The following is a 23,839-nucleotide window of genomic DNA, read 5'->3' as shown; positions in this document are numbered from 1 at the left end:
ATGCCCTCACAGAATCCCGGTGGCCTTGGTGAGCAGCCAGATGCCGACCACCAAAAGCACCGCACCGACCGCCACGCTCAATCCGAACTGGCCCCAGGTCTTGCGGCCGTTGTGGATCTCGGCGTAGGTGCCGTAGGCGTGGTAGCAGACACCGATGAACATGGAGGCGACGACGAGCAGCGCCACCAGCATCACGATGTCGTAGGCGTAGTTGCGCAGCGTTTCCATGATGCCGCTGCCCGCGCCGCGGGTGGGGTCCTCCAGCGTGGGCAACCCCTGGGCCTGCGCGAATGACGACAGCAGCAGCGCGGGAATACTGGCCCGCGCCGAAAGGCGCACGGGCCAGCGGAGGAAGGAACGATGGGAGGGGACCGGATGCATGGTGTCCTGCCTTTGCGTCAAGAGAGAAGGAAGAAAGTCAGCACGAGGTACATCGCGACGAAACGCATCGCGACACCGAGGAACTGACGCTGGGAAATCCGTTGCTCCGACCAACCGACATAGGCCGTGCGCAATGCCCACGCCCCCCACAGCAGCAGGACGGCAAACACGGCCCCGACCAGCAGGCCGAGGGATGCGGAGGCATCGAAGCCGCCATTGGCCTGGAATGCGGACAGTTGCTGGGCCGTCATCGCTCGCGCTCCTGCCCGGCGTCCTGGCGGTAGTCGCCGGAGAGGGCAGCCGGGTCGCGCGGCTGGGCACGCTGCGGGCTGAGGTAATCGCGGATGCCGGCGCGCACGCGCCGCAGATCGGCGTTCAGGCGCGGGTAGTCGAATTGGTATCGGGCAGGAACGTCGGGCGCGGCAGTGGCGGATTGACCGACGAGGCGATCGATCAGGTCCAACTGGCGGACGATGGCGGCGAGGCGCTCGCGCTCGATCTCCGCGTCATCGGTTGCGGCGGCTTGGTGTGCCGTGGGCAGCAGGCTGGCGAACAGGACCGCCGCGAAAGCGGGTCGCCATGCCAGCGTCGATCTGTGGGTTCGATCCATCGTGCCATCCCGTCTGATGCGAATGGCTGGATGCTGCGGACTGGCGCGTGAAAAGTCCGCGATCTATCGGGAATGTTCTGTGACCACTTTCTTGTGCGACGACAGACATACGGGAGCCTCTCACAACCCCATGTTTGACGAATCCGAATAGGGAGGAGTGGGCGCCAGTAGCCGTTTGAGCGTGATGAGGCCCAGCAGCGGTCTGCGCCTGGGTGCATGAGGGGCCTTGCAGGCCCGGTGGCTCAGGCTTTCACCGTTTGCAGGCGCACTTGTGCCTTGCCAGTGGCGGGCTTGAAGAAAGCATCCACGCCCCGATGCAGGAACCAGGCCAGTCGCTTCATGTTGTAGCAGGCGGCCATCATCGTCATCCCCACCGTGGCGCGCGCCTGTCCGATGGTGCGCACGAACTTGCCCCCCAGGTGGCGGATACCGGCGAACACGTGCTCCACCTTGGCTCGTTTCTTTGCGATGCGCTGGTTGCGCCCCTTTTGGCATTCGCTCTGTGGTCGGCCCGCCTGCGCACGGCGCTGCATCGCATCCACGAATCCCGGCACTTTCAGCATCTGGCACCTTTGGCGGCTCGGGTAGGCTTTGTCCGCATGCACTGCCCGCCCGGTGTTGTGCATGTCCAGCACCTCATCGAAGTGGTGCCCGTCGTGCTCGCTGGCCGTGCCCGTGGCGAGGCGGCGGATGAAGCCGTGCTTGAGGTCCGCGCTCACGCTGAGCTTGTAGCCGAAGTGGCTTTTGCCGTGCTTGTTCGTGTGCGTGGCCTCCACATCCTTTTGCCTGCGTCGCGCTTGGCTCCAGTCCGGCTGCCCGCCTTGTGCCAGCGTTCGCCGCTCCTGCTGGCCGATGTGCTGTCGGGGCGCGGGCACCAGCGTGGCATCGATGGCCTGCCCGCCCCGGGCGATGTAGCCGTGGCGCTGCAGTTGGGCATCCACCCCCTGGAACAAGGCCGTTGCCCCGCCCACGCCAAGGCGCTCGCCAAAGCGCCAGATCGTGTTGCGGTCCGGTACGTTCATCGCATCCTGCAACAGGCAAAACCGCTGGTAGCTCCCCCGGTCCAGCAACTGATACTCCATCTGCTCATCGGACAGGTTGTACAGCCGCTTCAACACCAGGATGCGCACCATCACCTCGGTGGGGTAGGCGGGCCGACCGCCCCGGCGGCCATCCCCGCGTTCGATCAAGGCATCCACCAGCCGGGCCAGTTCTGCGAAGTCGATGTGCCGCGCGATCACCTGCAGCGGATCGCCCACCTCATCTCTCTTGTGTTGGCGCGAGGCCTCAGCGAACAGGTCGAACTTCAGGGCGCTACGGGGAGTGATCATGGCAAAGGATGGAGCACGCGTTCTCGATCAACAAGGGACCGGATGGGTTTTGAGAGGTTCCCATACGTTTCTGTCGATACCTGGGCGATACCGCCTGTTTCCCCCGCAAGCGGTCGGACTTCGCAAATCCTGATGTGAGTTCGCCTGCCTTCGATCAAGATTTCCACAGCTTGGAATATCGTTTGTTTCCCAACACAGTCAGTCCACTTGCCTTCGTGTATTGCGTATTCGCAGCGGACTGACGGCCATCAAACGAACCAAAGGAACCTATTTCTCGCGACATCCCACCCCGTCTAGGCAAGGACTCGACAAACTCAGGAGCAATCTCGGATTGCATTCCGGCGTCATCGAGGTAATCGCCCAAAAAAAGACGCAGGCCAATCGCGCCTTCCTTGCGTCTTCCGTACCGCAGATCGGTTAGCAATGCCGCGTAGAAACCGCAGCGCTCATGGCCCGTATCGCAGAGCAAACCGCCAAGGCGGATTTCGTCATCCCCTTCCTGCGGGAAAAGAACCGGCGCTTTAATTTTCAGATTGTCATTGAAACGGAGAGTTCTCATTGCCAAAAATCAACACGCCCGCCTTAACCCCATCTTTTTCATCCAACATAACATCTCTCGGCGACAAAAAATCTGACCTACCAGAAAGACGGGAAATTTCACACCACACGCTTCGAGCAAGAACCGGCCCATCCACCTATGAGCATCAAGGCACCGTAGGAAATTTAACATCGCAAGCTTTAAGAAAAATAACACAGGTTCAAGAAAAGAAAATCCAAGTACAGCAAATTGCAAAATTATGGGATCACGCAAGGAAAGCGAAAATACAGGGCAATGACATTCACAAATATATCGAACAATCAGCATTCGCTCCACGGCAAGATGGGAATGTCGCGCAAAGATTCGCAGAGGGGCATCCAGCACTGATACGTACGCTCAGATTTTATAAAGATAACGAAGCGACTAAAGAGTTTGGAGCCTCTGGAAAAACACCAGCAAAGCGCGAAGTGGACACACTGACAAACAGAATCACTGGCCGTGACATAGTCATGAACCCTGCTTCGGCAATCGTATCCGGGGCCAAGGCCAGCACGATTTCTCTGATGAAAAAGCCTGATCGGCCAAAGTGGAAAGGGCTTCCATCCATTGTCTCCATGCCCGAAAACCGAACGCCTCCCTCCCTATTCGGACAAATTTCAAAGAGACCGGGATTTGGTGATGTGCATTCTTTCAAGTCCAACGAAGGTTTCGATGCCGAATATGCGCGAAAAAGCGCTTCGTTGAGTCATTCCCAGAAATTGGAAATGCTGGAGCGAAAAGTCAAAAAATACATCAAACCGGACCCACACCGTCAGAATTCTGATTTTTCGCACTCTATTGAAGAGTTGGTGCAAAACATGCAGATTTTTCAGTCAAAGCAACCTGGATCTGTTTTAAGGCACAATGAATATTGCGCAAAACTAGAGGTTTGGGATGCCCGGGCACTGGAAGTCGGAAATTCTCCAAGCGTTGCAATCGCCACCTTGTTGGAGTTCAATTTAGAAATGGCAGCCCTTGCGAGAGATTTGGAACAAGAAGGGCCAGAAGGGAAAAGTCTAATCGATTTCCTGGGTCGTCAAGTGTCATGGACCGAATCCGGGCAGGTGCAAGACTTGGCATCTAGCCTTGAAAGCCTGAAGCTAATCTCCAAGGAAATGCGCGAGGTGGTGTTGGCCGATATTACTTCAAATCTCCGCAAAGGGATATCGCTTTGTACTTATGAATTCCAGGAGGAGGGAAGTGCCATACGTGCCTTGAGTTTGCGAGATTTCAAGGCCAGCGATATATTAACTGGTTTGGAACTTTTTCTTTCGTCTAAAATGCAACATCTAACTAAGAAAAGTCAATTTCTTTCAAGGCTTTGACTCTCCAAACCTTTGTCATGAATCCTTCAATACCATTATCCAATAGCAATTCGACCGGGCTGAGTGCCTTTAGCAAACCTCGGTCGAATGAGCAGTCGAGTGATCCGCAATCACCCCAATCCCGCGTGCTGCACAGCTCGCATATCGATGTTGTAGGTCGTTCCAGTCCAAGCAGCACTATGGCACCCAGAATACCAATGCCAGAGGTGAAAATGGGTGTTGCCATAGCTTCGCCTAGCCCCGTTAATGACACGTTCAGCAGCGCCACGATAGACGGATCGCCTTATGTCGTGACTGAACAAACGCCATCTGCCATTCGTCAGTTTCTCTCTCGGTCATTGTCGAACAACCGATATGACTCCATTTCCCACTTGCATCGCAGGGCAGAGGTCTATCTCGCGAACATCGGAGCGGAGAAGGCATTGATTGATACCGCTAGCCTCGCTCTGAAAGACCCCGCAACTCCTGCTGCTCAGCAGTCGGCATGGCTTTGTCATCTGGAACGTGGGCTTTGGGAGTCGGAAGAAGCGCTGGAGAGCAGAGATCGTCAGCGGCTCGGGGACGAAGCCCAAGGTCACATCGCTCCCTCCGACGACTCCCCTTACAAGCGTCCTAAAGCGTGGACGCCCTCGCCTGCGTCCAGTGCGGCATTCGCAATGATGCTCAAGGGTGAATCCGGCCCATTTACATGGGCACAAGCTCAAACAGGATTTGAAACGGCACAGGAGGGCCAACTGTTAGCGGGTCGTTTGAAACTTCAAGACCGCGTAACTTTCCGTGCTGAAAATCGCCACGATGCCACTCGCTCTGGGACTCATCCCACGAAAACATTGGATGGAGCCGATCTATCGCATGACGCCGGCACGCACTTGCGAGACGCGCTTGGGGTGCCTGTCATGACCGGGACCTCGGGCTCATCGTCAGATGTGGCCATTGCCATGCGATATGGCGCGCAGAAAGCCGAAAGCTCCTGGGCAGCCCCTGGCTTATCTCAGGAAGAGGCAAAGAAAGCCCTGATCGATTTAGCCCTTCATTTCTTTCGCACCGAAGGCTCGAACCCGCCTGCGGTGCTGGCCAAGGGAATGAATGGGGTGCGAGCCCAACTCGGGTTGCCGGACAAACAGGTGGAAGCGGCCGAGGTTTTCGCCCACAGTTACCCTGAAATCCATGCCGCGGTATCGCTGACAGTTGACGGCATCGACCCGCGCGACCCGGTTGCCGTCGAGCAAGCGCTGAGGGAATACACGCTGCAGGCCAAACGACGGCTGGACGGAGCAAAACTCGTGAGCGATCTGTCGAGCAAGCTCTGAGCGAATACACACGACAGGCCAAACGACAACTGGATGCGGCAAAACTTGCGAACGATCGGTCTTGACGATGCAGTTCGCCGATCAAAATCTTGAGCTTTGACCGACTTTTATCGCTGGCCCGTGTAAAGAAATTTCTCGCATTGGGTAGCGCTTGGAACCTACGCCGCCGTGGGTCACTCGGTTGACGTCGCCCGACTCCACCGAGAAGAAGGACTTGATCTTGTCCTTGTAGCTGCCCTTGGTAAACAGATATCGCACACCGCGCAGGTCTCCAGGACCTTCCTCGCCGACGGTGCCCACGAACAGGATGTCGTCGCGGGTGCTGATGCCGGCCGTCTTCATGGCGCGTACGAAGCCCAACAGCACCGACAGGCTCATGGTGTCGTCTCCGATTCCGGGGGCATACAGCTTGGTGCCTTGGCGCTTTACCTTGACGTCGGTGCCGGCGGGGAAGACGGTATCCAGGTGGGCGGACACGACCACCACTTTGCCGTCGCTTCGGGTGCCCTTGCGCAAGCCCAGCACGTTGCCTTCTGGGTCGATCTGTACATCGCTCAGGCCGGAAGCCTTGAGCATCTTGGCGAACTCTTCTGCACGGGCTTTTTCACCGAACGGCGGCGCGGGGATTTCGGTCAGTTTGATGCCGTCTTCGACAATACGCCCGTGCTCCTTGTCGAGCGCGGCAGTGGCGCTTTGGTAGATTGGGCTGGCCAGCACACGCCGTACCTCCGCCGCGGGATCCGCAGTCTGGGCATGAGCCGCGCCGACCCCCAAGGTGGCATAGGACAAGGCGATGGAGAGAGCAGGGAGCAGGAATGTCGAGGAGGTCGGTTTCATCGAGTTTCAATCACAACGTTGATAAATTTAAAAATGAGCCGCCGCATGGAGCACTCTTTGCGTGGTGCCTTCAAGATGGTTGGACAGCACCAACAGTCCAGCCAGACTCAACCACCCCATGCATGGGCCGCGTGCTTTGCATGCGTCAGGGCGGCGGTGCTCTGGAACTGCGGTCTGCCTCGCTCTCACGCCGCAACGCCCTGGCGCATGATCTTCATCGCAGGAGGTGCCATGCCGTGGTCGGAATGAGCGACGCCAGGAACTGTCTGCACGCGCCAGCGCAGCGGCACACCCAGTTTGGCCGCCGCCGCACGCGCCTGTTCGTAGAAGTAATGGCCGCGCGCAAAACGGTTCACGCCCTGGGCTCTGGCCTCGGGATCGGTCGGCAGATTCGGATGGTTCGGGTCGATGTCTTTGTCGCCCAATAGGAGAACCACCTGCCGTGCAAATGCACGCTTCAAATCTTCATCCGTCGCCGCGACGTTGGCCAAGCCCCAGGGGAAATTGGCGTCGCGGTTGGGTAGCGTGTACGAACCGGCATTGGCACTGATGATCAGTTCCGCCCGTGATTCCTTTGCCAAAAGCATATAGCGGTGCACGAACTGCGCACCGGCCGAGTGGCCGTACAGAGCAAATCGTTCACGGCGAGCTCCAAAGGCTTTACGCCCGATGGCGAAAGCATCGTCGACCACGCGAAATACCCACTGCTCGCTAGGCCGTATGTTCATCTTGTCGTCAGCGACATTTCCGAAGTTATAAAAGTTGCGCCCGGGAAACTTGGCCTGCGTGAACTCCGGCACCAGAACCAGGATGCCAGCATCCTCGGCGGGTTCCAGCCATTCGCGGAGATAGCGGTCTGCGTCGCGGCGGACGCCATGCATGACGATGGCGACAGGGTCGTCCGGCTGCCAGCGCGCGGGGCGGTGGGCATGCAGGCGAATGTCGTCGGAGGTCGCACCAAGGCCAGGTGCGGGAAAGTGCAGGACGTGCGATCCGGCAAGCAGCGTCCCGCCGGCAGACGGCGAGGAAACGCAGCCTATCAGCGGGAGGCCGGCGGCCAGAGCCAGCAGATGACGGCGTTGGGTCAGGTCAGTGATGGAAGCTTTCATTGCATACCTCGGGTTTTGCCACGGTTCTTGGGCGCGGATGTTTTGCTGTGGGACGTCTGTTGACTTGGCTCAGCCGCAGCCGCCAGGGACGGCAGCGCCTCGAATAGATGCACGGCGCGGCGATGATTCAGGTCGAACCGGCGCCATGCGCACACTTCGACTGGCACATGAAAGCACTCCGCTCCGACGATGCGCAGAACACCGGTCACCAACTCATCGGCCACGCTGCTGCGCGGCAGCCAGGCCACGCCCAATCCTTGCAGGCAAAGCGCCTTGAGCGTCTCCGCCAGAGGCGATTCAGCGCGCGGCAGTAAGCGCGTGCCGATCTGAGTGAACACACGGTCAAGCAGTGCCGCCGAAAAAGTGAAAGGCGAATACCGGAGCAGGGGCACCTCGCGTGAGCGCTGCAAATCGCAGCGACCGTCTTCATCGACAAAAGCGCGCGATGCGACTGGAACCAATGCATCGTGAGCAACGATACGTCGTTCGTAATCCTTGGTGCGCGTTTCGGGCCTGAGCTGCGAATAGCCCACCAGCAACTGTGCGCCGCCCCCGTCGAGCTCGTCAAAGTGTGACTCAACACCTTGAACACTGGGCACGATCTCGACTGTCAGCGAGGGCTCATTGCGCATCAACGGTGCGATCAGCTCCGGCACGGTGCGCGATGCCAGCGTGTGCAGGGCCAGCACTCGCACACGCTGGCCGTTCTCGCCCGATGCTTGGCGAAGGTCGGCGCGCATTGCTTGCATCGATGCCACTGTCTGGCGCGCCAACCCCATGAACTCCTGCCCATATGGCGTGAGCTGCACCGGGTAGACGGCTCTGTTGACAAGTGGAACTCCCACCCATTGTTCGAGTGCGCGAATGCGGCGGCTGAGCGCAGGCTGTGTGACGTGCCGATCCGCGGCCGCCGCCGAAAAGCTGCCGTTGTGCACCAACGCAAGAAGATCCTCCAGCCACTTCATTTCCATCTTGTTGTCTCCTGGTGCGATGGGCCTTGCGGTCGATGGCGTGTTGCAATGAATCGGCTGCGTCCGCAGTGCTCAACTTGCCCCCGTCATGGCAGCTCACGCCCGGGCGCCATGTGATGATCGCGCGCGGATGCCCGTCCCATGGCATTTCCACCCAGGCCAGCGGCTGAACGATGCCACGGTCCAGCGCAGCGGGCAGAGCTTGCAAAAGGCAGCATCGGGCAGTCGTCCCAGTTTTAATCAAGTGTCAGACACTGTAGAGACCGGCGGCATACAGACTATGCCAATTTGGTATATATCTGATTAAACGTAACCTTTCGTGCCTGGATGTTGGCGCGAATCATCGGTGGTATACGCGGCGGGTGATCCACCAACTTCAGGTCAGCGCATTGAAGGGCCTCGTAACGCTTGAATGTGACGTCAGCGCTCAGAGGTATGGTCCATCGCCCCCAGTGAAGGGTGAACCGTGCTGCAGGGCATCAACCGGAGGCCGTGAACCAGCGGGCCAGGACCGCATGCAACTGCGCGGGTGAGAGGGGCTTGCGGAAAACGAGGTAGCCTTCGTCCTCTGCCTGTGCCAGCGCGGCCGATTGGTGCTCGCCGCTCACGAGCGCGCCACGCGCTGCAGGGCACCGCCGCAGCAACTCCTGCAGCAGCTCGAAGCCACTCTGGCCACCGGCAAGGCGCTGATCACACAGAACGGCCCCTGGCGCCAAGGGGCCCGCGTCCACGATCTGCAATGCTTGCTGTGCCGTGGCTGCCAGGTCGACCTCCAGCCCCCAGGAGCGCAAAAGCGCGGCCACCGCCGTCGCCACCTGCGGATCGTCTTCGACCAGCAGGCAGCGTCCCGACAAGGAACCCATCCGCTCCTGCCATGACACGTCGCCCGGCGACTTGCCATCCTGCGGCAGGCCATCCGGCGCCGCGTCGAGCGAGAGCCAGAAGCACGACCCCCGGCCCGGCGTCGACTGAAAGCCATAGGTGGCACCGATCAGTCGGGCCGAGCGCGCCACCACCGAGAGGCCCAGGCCATGGCCGGCCACCTCCTGCGTCCAGCGGGCGCCGCCGCGATAGAACGGGGCATAGAGGCGATGCTGGTCCTCCAGCGGCACGCCAGGGCCTGTGTCGCGAACTTCGATCCGCCATTGCGTGCCGCGCGCGCGAATCCCCACCAGCATGCCGCCGCTCGAGGTGTAGCGCAGCGCGTTCTGAACGAGGTTGAAGATCATCTGCCGCAGTAGCGTGCCGTCGGTGTGCACGGTGGGCAGTCGGCGGCGTGGCAGGCCGAACCGCAGTCGCAGCCCCCGCCGCTGCGCATCCGGACCGAACACCGTCGCCACGTCGCCGAATACGGTGGTCAGCGCCACGGGCTCGCGCCGAACTTCGTAGGTACCCGATTCCAGGCGCGACAGGTCGAGCAACGCATCGAACATGAAGGAGAGGGACCGGGCGCAATCTTGGATGCCGTCGAGCACCGGCACGAGCTGCGCATCGGTATTGCGCTGAATCGCCGTCTCCATCAGCAGGCCCAATGCGTGCAGTGGCTGGCGCAGGTCATGGCTGGCCGTGGCATAGAACCGGTTCTTTTCCTCCAGCGCGCGCTCCGCTTCCTCCTTGGCCGCTCGGTAACGTTCTGCGAGCTGCAACCGCTGGCGCTCCATTTCCACCTGCTGCACGACGAATCGGCGCGACCCCCAGGCATGTCGCAAGATCACGCCGCCAAAGAGAGCCACCAGCGCGAGCATGGCCTGCCAGCGCTCGGGGAAATACCATGTCACGGCGGCCAGGATCGGACCGTACGTGGCCACGAAAAACGGAAAGAAAACGCGGGGCTGGGGCGCGAGGAAAGTCGTGCCGGAGGCGATCACCGCACACATGACGAGGTACACCAGGAGCCGGAAATCCTGGGGTGCCTCCTGTGTGAGTGCGATGGGCACGACCCAGAGCACACCATCCGCCACTGCCAGCACCTGGAAGATCCGTTCCCAGCGAGGCACCACCTCGGCATCGGGCCGCGTGGTGTCTCGGCGAAAGCGCCATTGCATGGCCCACAGCAGGCCCGCAAAGGCGAGGAACGCACCCCACCACCAGAGCATGGGGCCGGATGGCGCTCCGGTGCGCGCGTGAAGCCACGTCAATACGCCAGGAATGACGAGGGCAGGAATCTCCGAAGCGCCGCCACGCGATGCGAAAGATTGGAGCAGTCGTCGCCGTACCGCCAGATCGAGTACGGCGCTGGAGGTTTGGGCATCGGCGGCGGGCTCGGCATGCCATGCATCGGGATAGCGGCTGTCTGGTGCGATCGGCATTTGTGCGAGGAGCGTGCGGAATAGGGTGGAACGGCTGGTGGAGGAGTCGAAGGCGGCGGTTGCGGGCCTCGTCAGCCACTCGGGAAGTCGACGTCTACCTCACCTCTGAATCCTCTCATTAGAAGCGACTGCTCTTGCGCAGCCGCTTTGTGTGGACACCGCTATTTACTCGCTGGCTGCGAACTGCAATCACCCCACGGTGTCTGTCGGGATGCATGGCACGTTTCGCGCACGGCTTGCAGTTGCTCTGACGTGATTAGGAGCCTTCACAGTGCCAATGTGTTCAGTTCTGCGCTGGTGCATGGACGTTGCAAACCGGGCGTAGTGATGTCGGGGCGAACACAGATGCCGATCACTGGGGCGACCGGAATTCATGTTTCCGACCAGATGCCCCTTTCCGTCAACCCTCGAAGCGGAGGTAGTCGTAGGTGACGGGCTGGGTGCTGTTGCAGGAATAGGTTCCCGAGGTTTCGATGCCTCGGCCCGCGAACCGGTAGGGGCCTGTGTAAATGCACGTTTAGGACTCGCCATACCCGTAAACGAACCGGAACTGGCCGTCGCGCGCGGAAAACGACAGCGCGGTGGGATACCCCATCACGCTGGTGCTGCCAATGTTCCGGCTCCGATAGTTCTGATTGAAACGTGCCGTGTGGTTCTCGTACTGGAACCGCGCGATGCGGCGGGGCGTGTCGCCCGGCAGGGTCACCGTTCCCGTCGTCGCGGAGTCGAAAGCGATGCGCATCTGCCCGAGGTCGGCCGCTTCCTCGCCGTGACCTTGGGCGCCACCGGGTACGGGGCCTTTGCGAAACTCGCGCAGGTCGCCAGAGAAAGCCGTCTGTCCCTCAGCGCGCACGCCGCCGGTTTGCAGAAAGAGCGAGGAACCATCCGGCCGGTGGCTGACATAGTTCACGACCATGCCTTGCGTTGCCTTGCTGCGCAACGATGTGCAGGCTGCGGCCTGACCCACCATTCAATTCTCCGTCGTAACTCCCCATGCCCAGTTTGGGCTCGGCCGTCTGCGCCCGGGCAGTGAGGCACAGGCAGCCGTTAAACCCCCAGGATGAAAGCCGAGGTGGCTGGCGGTTCGATGGTGCGTAGTGCATGGGTGACCCTCTGAAAGATCGAAGATTTTGAGGAAGCAGGACTGGAACACGTCGACTCCGTATGACCCATCCCTCCATGGTGGGGTGAATTGCACTGGAGGTTACAGGGTGCGCGTGGGCCTGAAACTTGGCCACGCCCGAAAAAGTAGGACATAATCTGGGTTTTCTGCCCGAGGGGTGTCCGAAAAACCTCTTGTGCATCAAGACGTTGAGTCGGAAGCGAGCATCTCGTTTCCCGCTCCGATTTGCAAGGGAGGCTTAGGCTTCCCTTTTTTATTGTGCGAATCGGTTGTTCTTTGGATTGGCCGATCCGCATTGGCAGCGTTGCGCACCTGCGTGGCCCGGGTTACGCTTGAATGCAAGGTGCGCGCCGCGCAGCCGGCGCCCCGATGGTGAAATTGGTAGACACTGCGGACTTAAAATCCGCCGCTTCCTGAAAAGGGGCGTGCCGGTTCGACCCCGGCTCGGGGCACCACTACGATTCGATCATGTCAAGTTACAACGCTCCCTTTGAAATCCATGTCCACGGCCAGGTGCAGTTGCGGGCCGATACGGGGTTCGACCAGTTGCAAGAGGCCTTGAAGCCGCTCTGGAAGTACGCCGGGGCCCGTTCCTTGGCCGATGGTGCGGCGAGCGCCTATGAGGAAGAGCCCGGCATCCAGTTCGACGCCAAGGAGCACACCCTGCAAATCTGCTGGACGGTGCGTGGCGACGAAGACTTCCGCCAGTCGCTCGACGAGATGTGCATGAGCCTCAACGAGTTGTCGGAGCAGGGCGCGGCCATCGAGGTCACGTTCTACGACACCGACTTCGACGAGGACGAAGAGGATGACGGCACCGAAGCGCGTGACGACTTCCTCATGCTGTTCGTGGGGCCGACCCCCGCGGCCATCATGCAAGTGCAGCGCGATCTGCTCGTGCAGGATGTCGTGAACATGATGGAACGCCACTTCGACGGCGCCGAACTGGGCGGCGTGGTGGCCGAGATCGACAAGCTGTTCTCGCAGCGTTTCGATGCTCTGGTGAACTCGCTGGAGATTGGCAAGCCGCCACGCGGCAGCGGCGGTTCCGGCGGTGGCCATGGTGGCAGTGGCGGGCGCCGCCCCCGCCATCTGCACTGAGAGCGCACGCATCTTCTCGAAAGACCCGGTGGCCTCTCATCCAGAGGCGGCCAGCGGGTCGGGACCGATGGCGATCGAACTGCCTTACCTTCGTGCGTACCCGGATGCCTTGCAGGATCAGGTGCGCACGCTCATCGCCGAAGGGGGTCTGGCGGCCCTGCTGCAGCGTCGCTATCCCCAGGCGCATGCCGTGCGCACCGACAAGGCGCTGTACCAATACGCCGCCGACCTGAAGGCGCAGCATCTGCGCAAGGCCGATACGGTGCAGAAAGTGGTGTTCGACAGCAAGATCCATGTGGTGCGGCACGCGTTGGGGCTGCACACGTCGTCGGCGCGCGTGCAGGGCGGGCGCCTGACGGCACGGCACGAGATCCGCATCGCCTCCATGTTCAAGCGGGCACCGGAAGAGTTTCTGCGCATGATCGTCGTGCACGAATTGGCCCACTTGCGCGAGAAGGACCACGACAAGGCCTTCTACCAGTTGTGCGAGCACATGGAGCCCCGCTACCACCAGTATGAGTTCGATACGCGGTTGTATCTGACCCACATCGAGCATGCGGGGGAGCGCCTCTGGGGCGTCTGATGGCCGTTGCGTTTGCTATTGTTTTTGTAGCTAGACGCCGGGAACTTTATTGCGCCAGAGCCCGATTGGCTTCATGAACCATTGCACCTGCACCGTCCGCCGGCACGGTGGCCGTGCTGCAGCACCGGGCCGGTAGCTGCAGCCAGCGCTGGGCTGCGGCCTGCAGGGGCAGCAGCGAGCCCGTGGTGATCAGTTGCATGCGGTCGCATGCTGCGGGGATTTCGTCGCCCGGGTCCGCCAGGAGGCCGGTGGCCTGCAGCAGGCGGCGGGTTTGCCTGGCGACCGGCTCGCCGGTGTCCACCAGGCGCACCGCCGGGCCGATGAGGGCGCGCAATTCTTCTTCGGCGAACACATAGTGGGTGCAGCCCAGCACCAGGGTGTCGATGTGGCCTGCAGCGGTGCCGAACGTGCCCATGGCGGCGATGTAGCGCGTGCACAGTTCGCGCACCTCGGAGGATTCGGCGGCATCAGGCACCGCATGTTCAGTGCTGCGTTCGATGGCGTAGGCCAGCCCGTCGCAGGGCTGCACCACGAATTCGGCCTGCGACTGCAGCGACCCCAGCAGCAAAGCGAACTTGCCGCTGGTGAGCGTGCCCCGCGTGCCGATGACGCCGATGCGCCCGGTCTGACTGAGCGCCACCGCGGGCTTGATGGCCGGCTCCAGGCCGACGAGGGGCAGGTCCGGGCATTGGGTCCGGACCTCGTGGATGGCGGCGGCGGTGGCCGTGTTGCAGGCGACGACCAGGGCCTTGATGCCGTGCACCGCCTGCAGGTAGCGGGTGATGGCGTGGGTGCGCGCGGCGACATAGGCGTCGCCCCGCTCGCCGTAGGGCGCGTGGCCGCTGTCCGCCAGGTAGACGAAGCGCTCGTGCGGCAGTTCGGCCTGCAGCGCGCGCAGCACGCTCAGGCCGCCGATGCCGCTGTCGAACACACCGATGGGGCGTTGCTGCGAGGTGGGCGTCATGCGTGCCTTGGTGCCATGTGAACGGAAAAATCAGAAAACTCCGGCGGCTCCAGCGGCTGCTGGGCCGATCCGCGGCCCGGGGCCGCCACCAGGCGACGCCTGGAGCCGCCGCCAAGGCCGGAGAGGGAGTTCAAGCGGCGACGAGGTCGATGGACTTGAACTCGCCCGTGGCGATGCGCTTTTGCCACTCCGCCGGGCCCGTGATGTGGGCGCTGGTGCCGCCCGCGTCCACGGCCACGGTCACGGGCATGTCCACCACGGTGAACTCGTAGATGGCTTCCATGCCCAGATCGGCAAAGCCGACGACCTTGGCTTCCTTGATGGCCTTGCTGACCAGGTAGGCGGCGCCGCCCACGGCCATCAGGTAGGCGCTCTGGTGCTTCTTGATGGCTTCGATGGCGACCGGGCCGCGCTCGGACTTGCCGATCATCGAGATCAGGCCCGTTTCGGCCAGCATCATCTCGGTGAACTTGTCCATGCGCGTGGCGGTGGTCGGGCCGGCGGGGCCCACGGCCTCGTCCTTGACCGGGTCCACGGGGCCCACGTAGTAGATGACGCGGTTGGTGAAGTCCACGGGCAGCTTCTCGCCCTTGGCCAGCATGTCCTGGATGCGCTTGTGCGCGGCATCGCGGCCGGTCAGCATCTTGCCGTTGAGCAGCAGCGTGTCGCCCGGCTTCCAGCTCGCCACTTCTTCCTTGGTGAGGGTGTCCAGGTTGACGCGGCGGCTCTTGTTGTAGTCGGGCGCCCAGTCGATCTTGGGCCACAGGTCGAGCGAAGGCGCCTCCAGATAGGCAGGGCCGGAGCCGTCCAGCACGAAGTGCGCGTGGCGCGTGGCGGCGCAGTTGGGGATCATCGCCACGGGCTTGGAGGCGGCGTGCGTGGGGTACATCTTGACCTTGATGTCCAGCACGGTGCTCAGGCCGCCCAGGCCCTGCGCGCCGATGCCCAGGGCGTTGACCTTCTCGTACAGCTCCAGGCGCAGTTCCTCGACCTGATCGAGCTTTTCGCCGCGCGCGGCCTTGGCCTGCAGCTCGTACATGTTCAGGTCGTCCATCAGGCTTTCCTTGGCCAGCAGCACGGCTTTTTCCGCCGTGCCGCCGATGCCGATGCCCAGCATGCCGGGCGGGCACCAGCCGGCGCCCATCGTGGGCACGGTCTTGAGCACCCAGTCCACCAGGTTGTCGCTGGGGTTCATCATGACCATCTTGGACTTGTTCTCGCTGCCGCCGCCCTTGGCCGCAACGGTGATGTCCACGGTGTCGCCCGGCACAATCTGCGTGAAGATCACCGCGGGCGTGTTGTCCTTGGTGTTCTTGCGGGCGAACTGCGGGTCGGCCACGACGCTGGCGCGCAGCGTGTTGTCGGGGTGGTTGTAGCCGCGGCGCACGCCTTCGTTGATGGCGTCTTCCAGGCCGCCGGGAAAGCCTTCCCAGCGCACGTCCATGCCGATCTTCAGGAACACGTTGACGATGCCGGTGTCCTGGCAGATGGGGCGCTGGCCGGTCGCGCTCATCTTGCTGTTGGTGAGGATCTGCGCCATCGCGTCCTTGGCCGCCGGGCTTTGCTCGCGCTCGTAGGCGCGCGCCAGGTGGGCGATGAAGTCGGCGGGGTGGTAGTAGCTGATGTACTGCAGGGACGCAGCAACGGACTCCACGAGGTCGTGGTACCGGATGGTCGTGGTCATGGTGGGGTGTGTTTTTGGGGAAAGAACGAACCGCGCAATTATCGCCGCCCGCTCCGGACGGCGCTGGCGGCGGTCAGCCGCGGGGGGCGGCGTCGAACGGCAGGCTTTCGAGCGCCTCGAGCCCGCCGATCACGGAGGGCGCGAAATCCGCCGAGCCTTCCGGCTTGTCGCCCTGGGCCCAGGCCAGCAGCACGTCCGCCGGCATGGGGCGGGCGTAGAAAAAGCCCTGCAGCTCGTCGCAGCGCATGGCCAGCAGGATGTCGCGCTGGCCGCTGGTTTCCACGCCCTCGGCCACCACGCGCAGGCCCAGGGCGTGGGCCAGCCGCACCACGGCATCGACCACGGCACGGGCGTCTTCTTCGTGTTCGAGGTCGTTCACGAAGCTGCGGTCGATCTTGAGCTGCTGGGCCGGCAGCTGGCGCAGGTAGTTCAGGCTCGAATAGCCGGTGCCGAAGTCGTCGATGGACAGGAACACGCCGATGCGCGCCAGGCCTTCGAAGGTGCGCTGCGTGGCCTTGGTGTCTTCCATGGCCACCGATTCGGTGATCTCGCACAGCAGTTGCGAGGAATCCAGGCCGTGGAACTGCAGGGCGTGCTCGATGCGCTCGGCCAGGCCGCTTTCGCGCAGCTGGTGCACCGACAGGTTGATCGCCACGCGCATGCGCAGGCCGCTGCGTGCCCAGTCGGCCATCTGCCGACACGCCTCTTCGATGACCCAGGCGCCCAGTTGGCCGATCAGCCCGAAGCGCTCGGCCAGGCCGATGAACACCAGCGGGCTCACCATGCCGCGCTTCGGGTGGTGCCAGCGCAGCAGCGCCTCCACGCCGTTGATGCGGCCGCGCTTGCCGTCGATCTTGGGCTGGTAGTGCAGGGCGAGTTCGCCGCGCGCCAGGGCGTGGCGCAGGTCGTTCTGCAGCTCCAGCTGGTCGGATGCGTCGGAGCCCATGTGGGGCTCGAACATGGCGTAGCCGTTGCCGCCCGCGCGCTTGGCGGCATACATGGCGGCATCGGCATTGGCGACCAGCTTGTCGCGGTCGCCGTGGTCGGGGTGCAGCACCACGCCGATGGAGCAGCCGATCTGCACCTGCCGGCCCGCCACCTGGAAGGGCAGGGCGAGCGCTGCCAGGATGCGGTTGGCCACCACGATGCAGTCGGCCGTGTTGCCCACGTCTTCCAGCAGCAGCAGGAATTCGTCGCCGCCCACGCGGGCCACCGTGTCGCTTTCGCGCGCCTCGGCGCGCAGGCGCTGGGCGGCTTCCGACAGGATGGCGTCGCCCGCGGCATGGCCGAAGGAGTCGTTGATGGGCTTGAAGCCGTCCAGGTCCACGAACAGCACGGCCAGGCGGTCCAGCACGCGGTGGTGGTTGGTGCGCTCCAGGCGCAGCAGCGCGTGGGCGAGGCGGTCTTCGAACAGCAGGCGGTTGGGCAGGCCGGTGAGCGCATCGGCGAACGCGCGCTTTTGCAGCTCGGCATTGGCCTGCTGCAGCTTGGCGTTGCTGTCCTGCAGCGAGCGGGTGAGCCGGCGCGCGACGTTCTGCAGCCGCGCATCGAGGATGGAGATGAACAGCGTGCTGAGCATCAGCAGCAGCGTGAAGATCGCCACCATGGCGGCCAGCCCCGAGCCGCCCAGCGAATTGGCGCTCAGGCACACGGTGCCCTGCGGGAACTGGGCGGCGGCCATGCCGAGGTAGTGCATGCCGCAGATGGCCAGCGCCATCACCAGCGAAGCCGCGGCCTGGAACACCCTGCGCCGGTTGCCGTGCATGCCCCGCAGTGCCTGGAACAGGTAAAGCGCCGTGGCCGAGGCCAGCACCGCGACGGCCACCGACAGGGCGACGTAGAAGCCGTTCCACACGATGCCGATGGACAGGTGCATGGCGCGCATGCCGATGTAGTGCATCGCGCTGATGCCCGCGCCCATGGCAAGCGCCCCGACGGCCAGGTGCCGGCGCCGAACGCGCTCCATGCTGGCCAGGCCCAGCGCGACGGCCGATGCCGCCACGGCGGCCAGCCAGGACAGGGCGGTGATCGCGGGGGTGAAGCCCAGGGCGATGGGCAACTCGAACGCCAGCATGCCCAGGAAATGCATGGACCAGATGCCCGTGCCCATCACCAGCGAACCCGCGGCCCACCAGGCCAGTCCGATGCGGCTTTGGGAGGTGCGCACGCGGCGGGCCAGGCTCAGCGTGACGTACGAGGCCAGCAACGCCACGGCGAACGACGCCGCCACCACCAGCGGATCGTGGTGCGACGGCAGGAAGCCGGTCAACGGTGGGGCGAGCGGGGAGGGCATGGAAGGTGCGGCGGCAGCGGGGCGCCAAAGGTGTCCAAGTGTATCCACCGCGGGCTCTCCCGGGGGGCGGGAGGGTCTCTGCGCCACGCGGTCCCCACCGATGAGAATGGTTTTGTTTCGCGTTATGCTTTTGGACGATGCGCACCCTTGTGCGCCCTTCGTTTCTTCACCACCGGACCCGCCAGACATGACCTCCCGCATCGAACGCGACACCTTCGGCCCCATCGAGGTGCCGGCCCATCAGCTCTGGGGCGCGCAGACGCAGCGATCGCTGCAGAACTTCGACATCTCCGGCGAGCAGCAGCCGCGCGAGATCATCCGGGCCCTGGCGCAGGTCAAGCGCGCCTCGGCCGTGGTCAACCAGGCGCTGGGCCTGCAGGACGCGAAGAAGACCGACGCCATCGTGGCCGCGGCCGACGAGGTGATCGCCGGCCGGCACTCGGGCGAGTTCCCGCTCGTGGTCTGGCAGACGGGCTCGGGCACGCAGACCAACATGAACGTCAACGAGGTGCTGGCCAACCGCGCCAGCGAGATCCTGGGCGGCGAGCGCGGCGAGGCCCGCCTGGTGCATCCCAACGACGATGTGAACCGCAGCCAGTCGAGCAACGACGTGTTCCCCACCGCCATGCACGTGGCGGCGGTGGAAGCGCTCACGCACCGGCTGCTGCCCGCCCTGGCCAAGCTGCGCGCCACGCTGGCGCAAAAGGCCGAGGACTTCGACGGCATCGTGAAGATCGGCCGCACCCACCTGCAGGACGCCACCCCGCTCACGCTGGGCCAGGAGTTCTCGGGCTACGTGGCGCAGCTCGATCACGGCGAGCGCCACGTGCGCGCTGCGCTGCCGCACCTGTGCGAGCTGGCCCTGGGCGGCACCGCCGTGGGCACCGGCCTGAACGCCCCCAAGGGCTACGCCGAGCAGGCCGCGGCCGATCTGGCGCGCCTGACCGGGCTGCCGTTCGTCACGGCGCCCAACAAGTTCGAGGCCCTGGCCTCGGTCGATGCCCTGGTGCATGCGCACGGCGCGCTCAAGACCCTGGCCGCCAGCCTGATGAAGATCGCCAACGACGTGCGCTGGCTGGCCAGCGGCCCGCGCAGCGGCATCGGCGAGCTGAGCATTCCCGAGAACGAGCCCGGCTCGTCCATCATGCCGGGCAAGGTCAACCCCACGCAGAGCGAGGCGGTGACCATGCTGGCCGCCCAGGTGTTCGGCAACGACGTGGCCATCAACTTTGGCGGTGCCTCGGGCAATTTCGAGCTGAACGTGTTCCGCCCCATGGTGGCCCACAACTTCCTGCAGAGCGTGCGCCTGCTGGCCGACGGCATGGTGAGCTTCAACGACCACTGCGCCGTGGGCATCGAGCCCAACCGCGACCGCATCACCGAGCTGGTGGACCGCTCGCTGATGCTGGTGACCGCGCTCAACACGCACATCGGCTACGACAAGGCTGCCTTCATCGCCAAGAAGGCGCACAAGGAAGGCACCAGCCTGCGCGAGGCGGCCGTGGCGTCGGGCCATGTCACCGGCGAGCAGTTCGACCAATGGGTCGTTCCGGGGAACATGGTCGGCCGCTGAAGGCCGGCCGCTGAGCGGGCACTGAAAGGCGCCAGCGCCCCGTCGCCCGCCGGCTCAGTGCGTGGTCTTGCGCGCGCGCGGCGCGCGCACCGGGCGGTCCTGGTGCCGCAGGAACGCCAGCAGCCGCCGCTCGGCGGCCTGCAGCGCGCGCGGCGTGTTCGTGCCGCCGATGCGCTCCCACAGCACCTGCATGTCCGGACCTGCGTCGGACGTGAGCCGCGACCCCAGCGCCAGCACCGAGGGGTGCACGTACGACTTCTTGCACACGGCCGGCGTGTTGCCCAGCTGCCGCGCCACCTCGATCAGGATGTGCTTGGCCGTCACCGCAGGCGCGCCGGGCTGGGGCGAGCAGGCCAGCCGCGTCAGCTCCAGCGCCTGCACGGTGCCGTGCCAGGTGCGGAAGTCCTTGGCAGTGAAATGCTCGCCCTCCTGCGTGCCGGTGATTTCGCGCAGGTAGTCGTTCACGTCGCCGGAATCGACGGCATGCAGCGCGCCGTCTTCTCCCTCGTACTGGAACAGTTCCTGGCCCGGCAGCTGCTGGCAGCGGCGCACCACGCGGGCCACGCGCGGGTCGTCGAGCGTGGCCTCCTGCTGCACGCCGCTCTTGCCGCGAAACCGCAGCTGCAGTTGGCTGCCGCGCAGCGCCGCATGGCGGGTGCGCAAGGTGGTCAGGCCGTAGGAGCGGTTGGTGCTGGCGTATTCCTCGTTGCCCACGCGCAGGTAGGTGGTGTCCAGCAGGCGCACCAGCGTGGCGAGCACCCGCTCGCGGGACAGCGCCGGGCCCGACTTGGCCCGCAGGTCGCGCGCCACCCGGGCACGGATGCGGGGCAGGGCGCGGCCGAAGGCCTGCATGCGTTCGAACTTGGCCTCGTCGCGCTGCAGGCGCCAGTCGGCGTGGTAGCGGTACTGCCGTCGGCCGCGCGCGTCCAGCCCCGTGGCCTGCAGGTGGCCGTTGGGCAGCGGGCAGATCCACACCTCGGTGTAGGCGGGCGGGATGGCCAGACGATGGATGCGGGTGATCTCGTCCGGGTCGGTCAGCCACCGGCCGTCGGGCTGGCGGTAGCGAAAGCCCTCGCCCTTGCGCTCGCGGCTCAGGCCCGGCATCTCGGGGTTGACGTAGCGCAGTCCGCGGGCCAGGCGGGTGGCGGGCGGGCGGGCCGGCGAAGCGGCGGCAGGGGCGGTTGCGGTGCGTGGCATATGGGAAGGCAGGCGGTGCGGCAAAAAGGGGGCGCGAAGCGCGCCCCCCGATCTCAGCCCAGCCGGCGCGGGCCGGCTGTAGGAGGCAGCCCGCTGCGCCGGTGGGAGTGCATCCGCGCCGCGTCGGTCCGGTGGGCGCTCGCACCGCAGTCCATGGGTAAAAATGGCCTGCAGTGCAAGACCCACTAGGGCATTACGCTATGAAAAATATAGCATTCGAGATGGAGGCGGCGGCGGGCGCCGCGGTGGATGCCGCGCCGCCGCATGCATCGCCCGGGCCTCAGAACCGCGCCGTGGCCCCCACGAAGTAGGTGCGCCCGCCGTTGTCGTAGTTGCTGCCCAGCTCCCGCGTCTGCTTGTCCGCCACGTTGAGGATGCCGGCCCGCAGGGTGAAGGTTTCGTTCAACCGGTAGCTGGTGGTCAGGTCCACGGTGGTGTAGGCCTTGGCGAAGGTGGTGGCCGCGCCGGTGACGACGAGTTCCTTGCCCACGTAGCGGGCGCTGGCGTCGGCGGTCCAGGCCGGGGCGATGCGCCACTGCAGCGACGAATACACGGTCAGGCGCGGCACGGACAGCAGCGAGGCACCGGTGGTGAGGTTTTTGGACTCGAACATCTTCGTGGCATTGGTGCGCCAGTCGAGCGACGGCGCCAGCGGCACCGTGGCGTTGGCCTCCAGCCCGCGCGTGCGGGCGCGCTGGGCGTTGGCCATGCGCGTCCACCAGAAGCCGTTGTACATGCCCAGGGGCTGGTAGTCGATCTTGTTCTTGAAGTCGGTGTGGAAGTAGGTGGCGCCGAAGGCCCAGCCGCCCTGCTCATAGCCCGTGCCCAGCTCGAAGTTGGTGCTGGTCTCGGGCTGCAGGTCGGGGTTGCCGGCCATGTAGCAGCCGCGCGTGCCGTCGGCATTCACGCGGGTGCTGGTCCAGCCCAGGCCCGCCAGGCTGCGGCAGCCGTTGCCGCCGGACTGCGTGGCGGCATTGGGCGAGTTCTCTTTCAGGCCCGGCGCGCGGAAGCCGCGCGACACGCCGGTGCGCACCGTCCACGCCGAGGCCGGGTGGTAGACGAAGTAGGCGCGCGGGCTCCAGTTGTTGCCGTACTTTTCGTGGTGGTCCATGCGCAGGCCGAGCGTGAGCGCCAGGTTCTCGCGCAGGAAGATCTGGTCCTCGCCGAACAGCGCCCAGGTGGTGGCCGACAGGGACGATCCCGACACCGGCCGCCCGCTGTAGTCGATGGGGGCGAGGCCGATGGTGTCGCGGTTGTCCAGTTCTTCCTGCTTCCATTGCAGCCCGGTGGTCAGCATCTGGTCGAAGCCCAGGAGCTTCAGCGGCATGTCCACGCGGCCGTCCAGCGTGGTTTCGCGCGAGTGGTTGCCGATGGTGTCGCCCAGGTCCTCGTACTCGTGGCGCGACAGGTTGATCTTGGAGCGCACGTCGCCCCAGCGGCCGTCGTGCCCCAGGCCGAACGAGGTGTGCCGCAGCCGGCTCAGGCCCCAGGGGCTGACGACCTGCCCGCCGCTGACGGTGCGCGCATCCGAGCCGGTGGCGCGCTGCGTGGCCTGGGCCGCCTCGAGCGACACCGACTGGTCGGGCGTGAGCTGCCAGTTCAGCAGCGCGTTCAGGCCCTGGTTGCGCGCGCCGGCCGTGGACAGGTAGGTACCCGCATGCCCGCCCGTGCCTTCGTCGGCATCGCGCTCGGTGTAGTTGCCCGACACGCGCAGGCCGATGCGGTCGGTCACCGGGCCGCTGACGGTGAAGCCCGTCTGCCGCGTGTCGCCGCGCTCCGAATCGGAGGGCCTGGAGTAGTTGACCGTGGCGGAGCCGCCCCAGCGCAGGCCGATCTTGCGGGTGATGATGTTGATCACCCCGCCCATGGCGTCCGAGCCGTACAGCGACGACATCGGGCCGCGCACCACCTCGATGCGCTCGATCATCTCGGGCGAGATCCAGTCCAGGTCCTGCTGGCCCAGGTCGTCGCGGTAGTTCACGCCGGCCGAATTGCCCTGGCGCTTGCCGTCCACGAGGATGAGCGTGTATTTCTCGGGCAGGCCGCGCAGGCGGATCTTGGACTGCGCGCCCGTGCCCGACAGCCCGCCGGTCACGCCGGGAATGGTGGACAGCAGCTCGCCGAGGCTGGTGACGGGCTTGCGCTCGATGTCTTCGCGGGTGATCACGCTGATGCTGGCCGGCGCCTCTTTGATGTCCACGGCCGTGCCCGAGGCCGTGACCACCACGGTGGACAGGGCGGCCTGCGCGGGTTGCGCAGGTTGCGATCCGGACGGCTGGGCGGTCTGGGCGTGGGCACCGGCGCTCAGGGCCAGGGCGATCGCGAGCGACAGGGGCTGGGGGCGGAGCGAAGACGGCAAGATCATGAAAGCAGTTTCCTGTAAAAACTGCAAATGATAGTGATTCGCTTTTACTATTTGACCAATTGGTGGGTTTTAGAAGAAATTGCTGGCTTCGCCGAACGGTGGAAGGAGGGATTGGAAAAGCGGCAAGCCGAATTGGTAGAAAGGGTTTTCAGCTATTGAAAAAATAGCAGAATCCTGTGCCATCGGCCATCGGCCA

20 protein-coding genes and 1 tRNA gene are annotated in these 23,839 nt (G+C 64.2%); 6 read left to right on the top strand and 15 right to left on the bottom strand.

The features are described from left to right. Positions 1-6: 6 nt before the first annotated feature. From AVKW3434_RS17370 to AVKW3434_RS17350, 5 genes are all read right to left on the bottom strand, one after another. The gene (locus tag AVKW3434_RS17370; protein ID WP_284406833.1) at positions 7-381 is read right to left on the bottom strand and encodes a TIGR03745 family integrating conjugative element membrane protein; all 375 of its coding nucleotides are present in this window, start codon (positions 379-381) and stop codon (positions 7-9) included. A gap of 17 nt (positions 382-398) precedes the next feature. Beyond that, the gene (locus tag AVKW3434_RS17365; RefSeq protein ID WP_284406832.1) at positions 399-632 is read right to left on the bottom strand and encodes a TIGR03758 family integrating conjugative element protein; all 234 of its coding nucleotides are present in this window, start codon (positions 630-632) and stop codon (positions 399-401) included. Continuing rightward, entirely contained in the window at positions 629-991 is a 363-nt protein-coding gene (locus AVKW3434_RS17360; protein WP_284406831.1) for an integrative conjugative element protein, RAQPRD family, read from the bottom strand. Before AVKW3434_RS17360 ends, AVKW3434_RS17365 begins: the two co-directional genes overlap by 4 nt. A 242-nt stretch (positions 992-1,233) precedes the next feature. Beyond that, positions 1,234-2,319 (bottom strand): IS5 family transposase, encoded by a 1,086-nt coding sequence (locus AVKW3434_RS17355; RefSeq protein ID WP_284406851.1) that lies wholly within the window; start codon positions 2,317-2,319, stop codon positions 1,234-1,236. A gap of 157 nt (positions 2,320-2,476) precedes the next feature. After that, on the bottom strand, positions 2,477-2,881 hold the full coding sequence (locus AVKW3434_RS17350) for a hypothetical protein (protein ID WP_284406830.1): 405 nt from the start codon (positions 2,879-2,881) through the stop codon (positions 2,477-2,479). Between AVKW3434_RS17350 and avrBs1 the strand changes: the two genes are divergently transcribed. Together avrBs1 and AVKW3434_RS17340 are read left to right on the top strand one after the other, a co-directional pair. Then, positions 2,881-4,224, top strand: coding sequence for an AvrBs1/Avra family type III secretion system effector (gene avrBs1, locus AVKW3434_RS17345; RefSeq protein ID WP_284406829.1), 1,344 nt, complete (start codon positions 2,881-2,883; stop codon positions 4,222-4,224). The two genes, AVKW3434_RS17350 and avrBs1, sit on opposite strands and share 1 nt — an antisense overlap. A 290-nt stretch (positions 4,225-4,514) precedes the next feature. Continuing rightward, positions 4,515-5,534, top strand: coding sequence for a secretion protein EspV (locus tag AVKW3434_RS17340; protein WP_284406828.1), 1,020 nt, complete (start codon positions 4,515-4,517; stop codon positions 5,532-5,534). Positions 5,535-5,615: 81 nt separating this feature from the next. On the opposite strand, the gene AVKW3434_RS17335 is transcribed toward AVKW3434_RS17340, so the two are convergent. The 5 genes from AVKW3434_RS17335 to AVKW3434_RS17315 all read right to left on the bottom strand — a co-directional run bounded on the left by AVKW3434_RS17335 (position 5,616) and on the right by AVKW3434_RS17315 (position 11,730). Further along, positions 5,616-6,371: a M20/M25/M40 family metallo-hydrolase gene (locus AVKW3434_RS17335; protein ID WP_284406827.1), complete on the bottom strand. Its 756-nt coding sequence runs from the start codon at positions 6,369-6,371 to the stop codon at positions 5,616-5,618. Positions 6,372-6,556: 185 nt separating this feature from the next. Continuing rightward, on the bottom strand, positions 6,557-7,480 hold the full coding sequence (locus AVKW3434_RS17330; protein ID WP_284406826.1) for an alpha/beta fold hydrolase: 924 nt from the start codon (positions 7,478-7,480) through the stop codon (positions 6,557-6,559). After that, entirely contained in the window at positions 7,477-8,451 is a 975-nt protein-coding gene (locus AVKW3434_RS17325) for a LysR family transcriptional regulator (RefSeq protein WP_284406825.1), read from the bottom strand. Before AVKW3434_RS17325 ends, AVKW3434_RS17330 begins: the two co-directional genes overlap by 4 nt. Positions 8,452-8,930: 479 nt before the next feature. Beyond that, the gene (locus tag AVKW3434_RS17320) at positions 8,931-10,760 is read right to left on the bottom strand and encodes an ATP-binding response regulator (protein WP_284406824.1); all 1,830 of its coding nucleotides are present in this window, start codon (positions 10,758-10,760) and stop codon (positions 8,931-8,933) included. Positions 10,761-11,277: 517 nt separating this feature from the next. Further along, on the bottom strand, positions 11,278-11,730 hold the full coding sequence (locus AVKW3434_RS17315; RefSeq protein ID WP_284406823.1) for a hypothetical protein: 453 nt from the start codon (positions 11,728-11,730) through the stop codon (positions 11,278-11,280). A gap of 516 nt (positions 11,731-12,246) precedes the next feature. Between AVKW3434_RS17315 and AVKW3434_RS17310 the strand changes: the two genes are divergently transcribed. The 3 genes from AVKW3434_RS17310 to AVKW3434_RS17300 all read left to right on the top strand — a co-directional run bounded on the left by AVKW3434_RS17310 (position 12,247) and on the right by AVKW3434_RS17300 (position 13,567). Then, positions 12,247-12,338, top strand: a tRNA-Leu gene (locus tag AVKW3434_RS17310). Positions 12,339-12,351: 13 nt separating this feature from the next. Further along, positions 12,352-12,984 (top strand): DUF6806 family protein, encoded by a 633-nt coding sequence (locus tag AVKW3434_RS17305; RefSeq protein ID WP_272564201.1) that lies wholly within the window; start codon positions 12,352-12,354, stop codon positions 12,982-12,984. A 67-nt stretch (positions 12,985-13,051) separates the two neighbouring features. Continuing rightward, positions 13,052-13,567 (top strand): M48 metallopeptidase family protein, encoded by a 516-nt coding sequence (locus AVKW3434_RS17300; RefSeq protein ID WP_284406850.1) that lies wholly within the window; start codon positions 13,052-13,054, stop codon positions 13,565-13,567. Positions 13,568-13,613: 46 nt separating this feature from the next. Here AVKW3434_RS17300 and murI read toward each other — a convergent pair whose 3' ends face one another. The 3 genes from murI to AVKW3434_RS17285 all read right to left on the bottom strand — a co-directional run bounded on the left by murI (position 13,614) and on the right by AVKW3434_RS17285 (position 18,508). Beyond that, positions 13,614-14,531, bottom strand: a complete 918-nt coding sequence (murI, locus tag AVKW3434_RS17295; RefSeq protein WP_284406822.1) for a glutamate racemase — start codon at positions 14,529-14,531, stop codon at positions 13,614-13,616. Between the two features lie 130 nt (positions 14,532-14,661). After that, entirely contained in the window at positions 14,662-16,215 is a 1,554-nt protein-coding gene (locus tag AVKW3434_RS17290) for a fumarate hydratase (protein WP_272564198.1), read from the bottom strand. A 73-nt stretch (positions 16,216-16,288) separates the two neighbouring features. Continuing rightward, positions 16,289-18,508 (bottom strand): putative bifunctional diguanylate cyclase/phosphodiesterase, encoded by a 2,220-nt coding sequence (locus tag AVKW3434_RS17285; RefSeq protein WP_284406821.1) that lies wholly within the window; start codon positions 18,506-18,508, stop codon positions 16,289-16,291. 187 nt (positions 18,509-18,695) lie between these two features. Between AVKW3434_RS17285 and fumC the strand changes: the two genes are divergently transcribed. Then, positions 18,696-20,081, top strand: a complete 1,386-nt coding sequence (gene fumC / locus AVKW3434_RS17280; protein WP_284406820.1) for a class II fumarate hydratase — start codon at positions 18,696-18,698, stop codon at positions 20,079-20,081. Between the two features lie 54 nt (positions 20,082-20,135). On the opposite strand, the gene AVKW3434_RS17275 is transcribed toward fumC, so the two are convergent. After that, the gene (locus AVKW3434_RS17275) at positions 20,136-21,278 is read right to left on the bottom strand and encodes a DNA topoisomerase IB (RefSeq protein WP_284406819.1); all 1,143 of its coding nucleotides are present in this window, start codon (positions 21,276-21,278) and stop codon (positions 20,136-20,138) included. Between the two features lie 280 nt (positions 21,279-21,558). Continuing rightward, complete coding sequence (locus AVKW3434_RS17270) at positions 21,559-23,643, bottom strand: TonB-dependent receptor domain-containing protein (RefSeq protein ID WP_284406818.1); 2,085 nt, start codon at positions 23,641-23,643, stop codon at positions 21,559-21,561. Between the last annotated feature and the right edge of the window lie 196 nt (positions 23,644-23,839).

Source organism: Acidovorax sp. SUPP3434 (assembly GCF_030159015.1).
In the GTDB taxonomy this organism is placed as follows: Bacteria; Pseudomonadota; Gammaproteobacteria; order Burkholderiales; family Burkholderiaceae_C; genus Paracidovorax.
The sequence above is the reverse complement of the archived record's forward strand: the minus strand, read 5'-3'. Positions and strand labels throughout refer to the sequence as shown.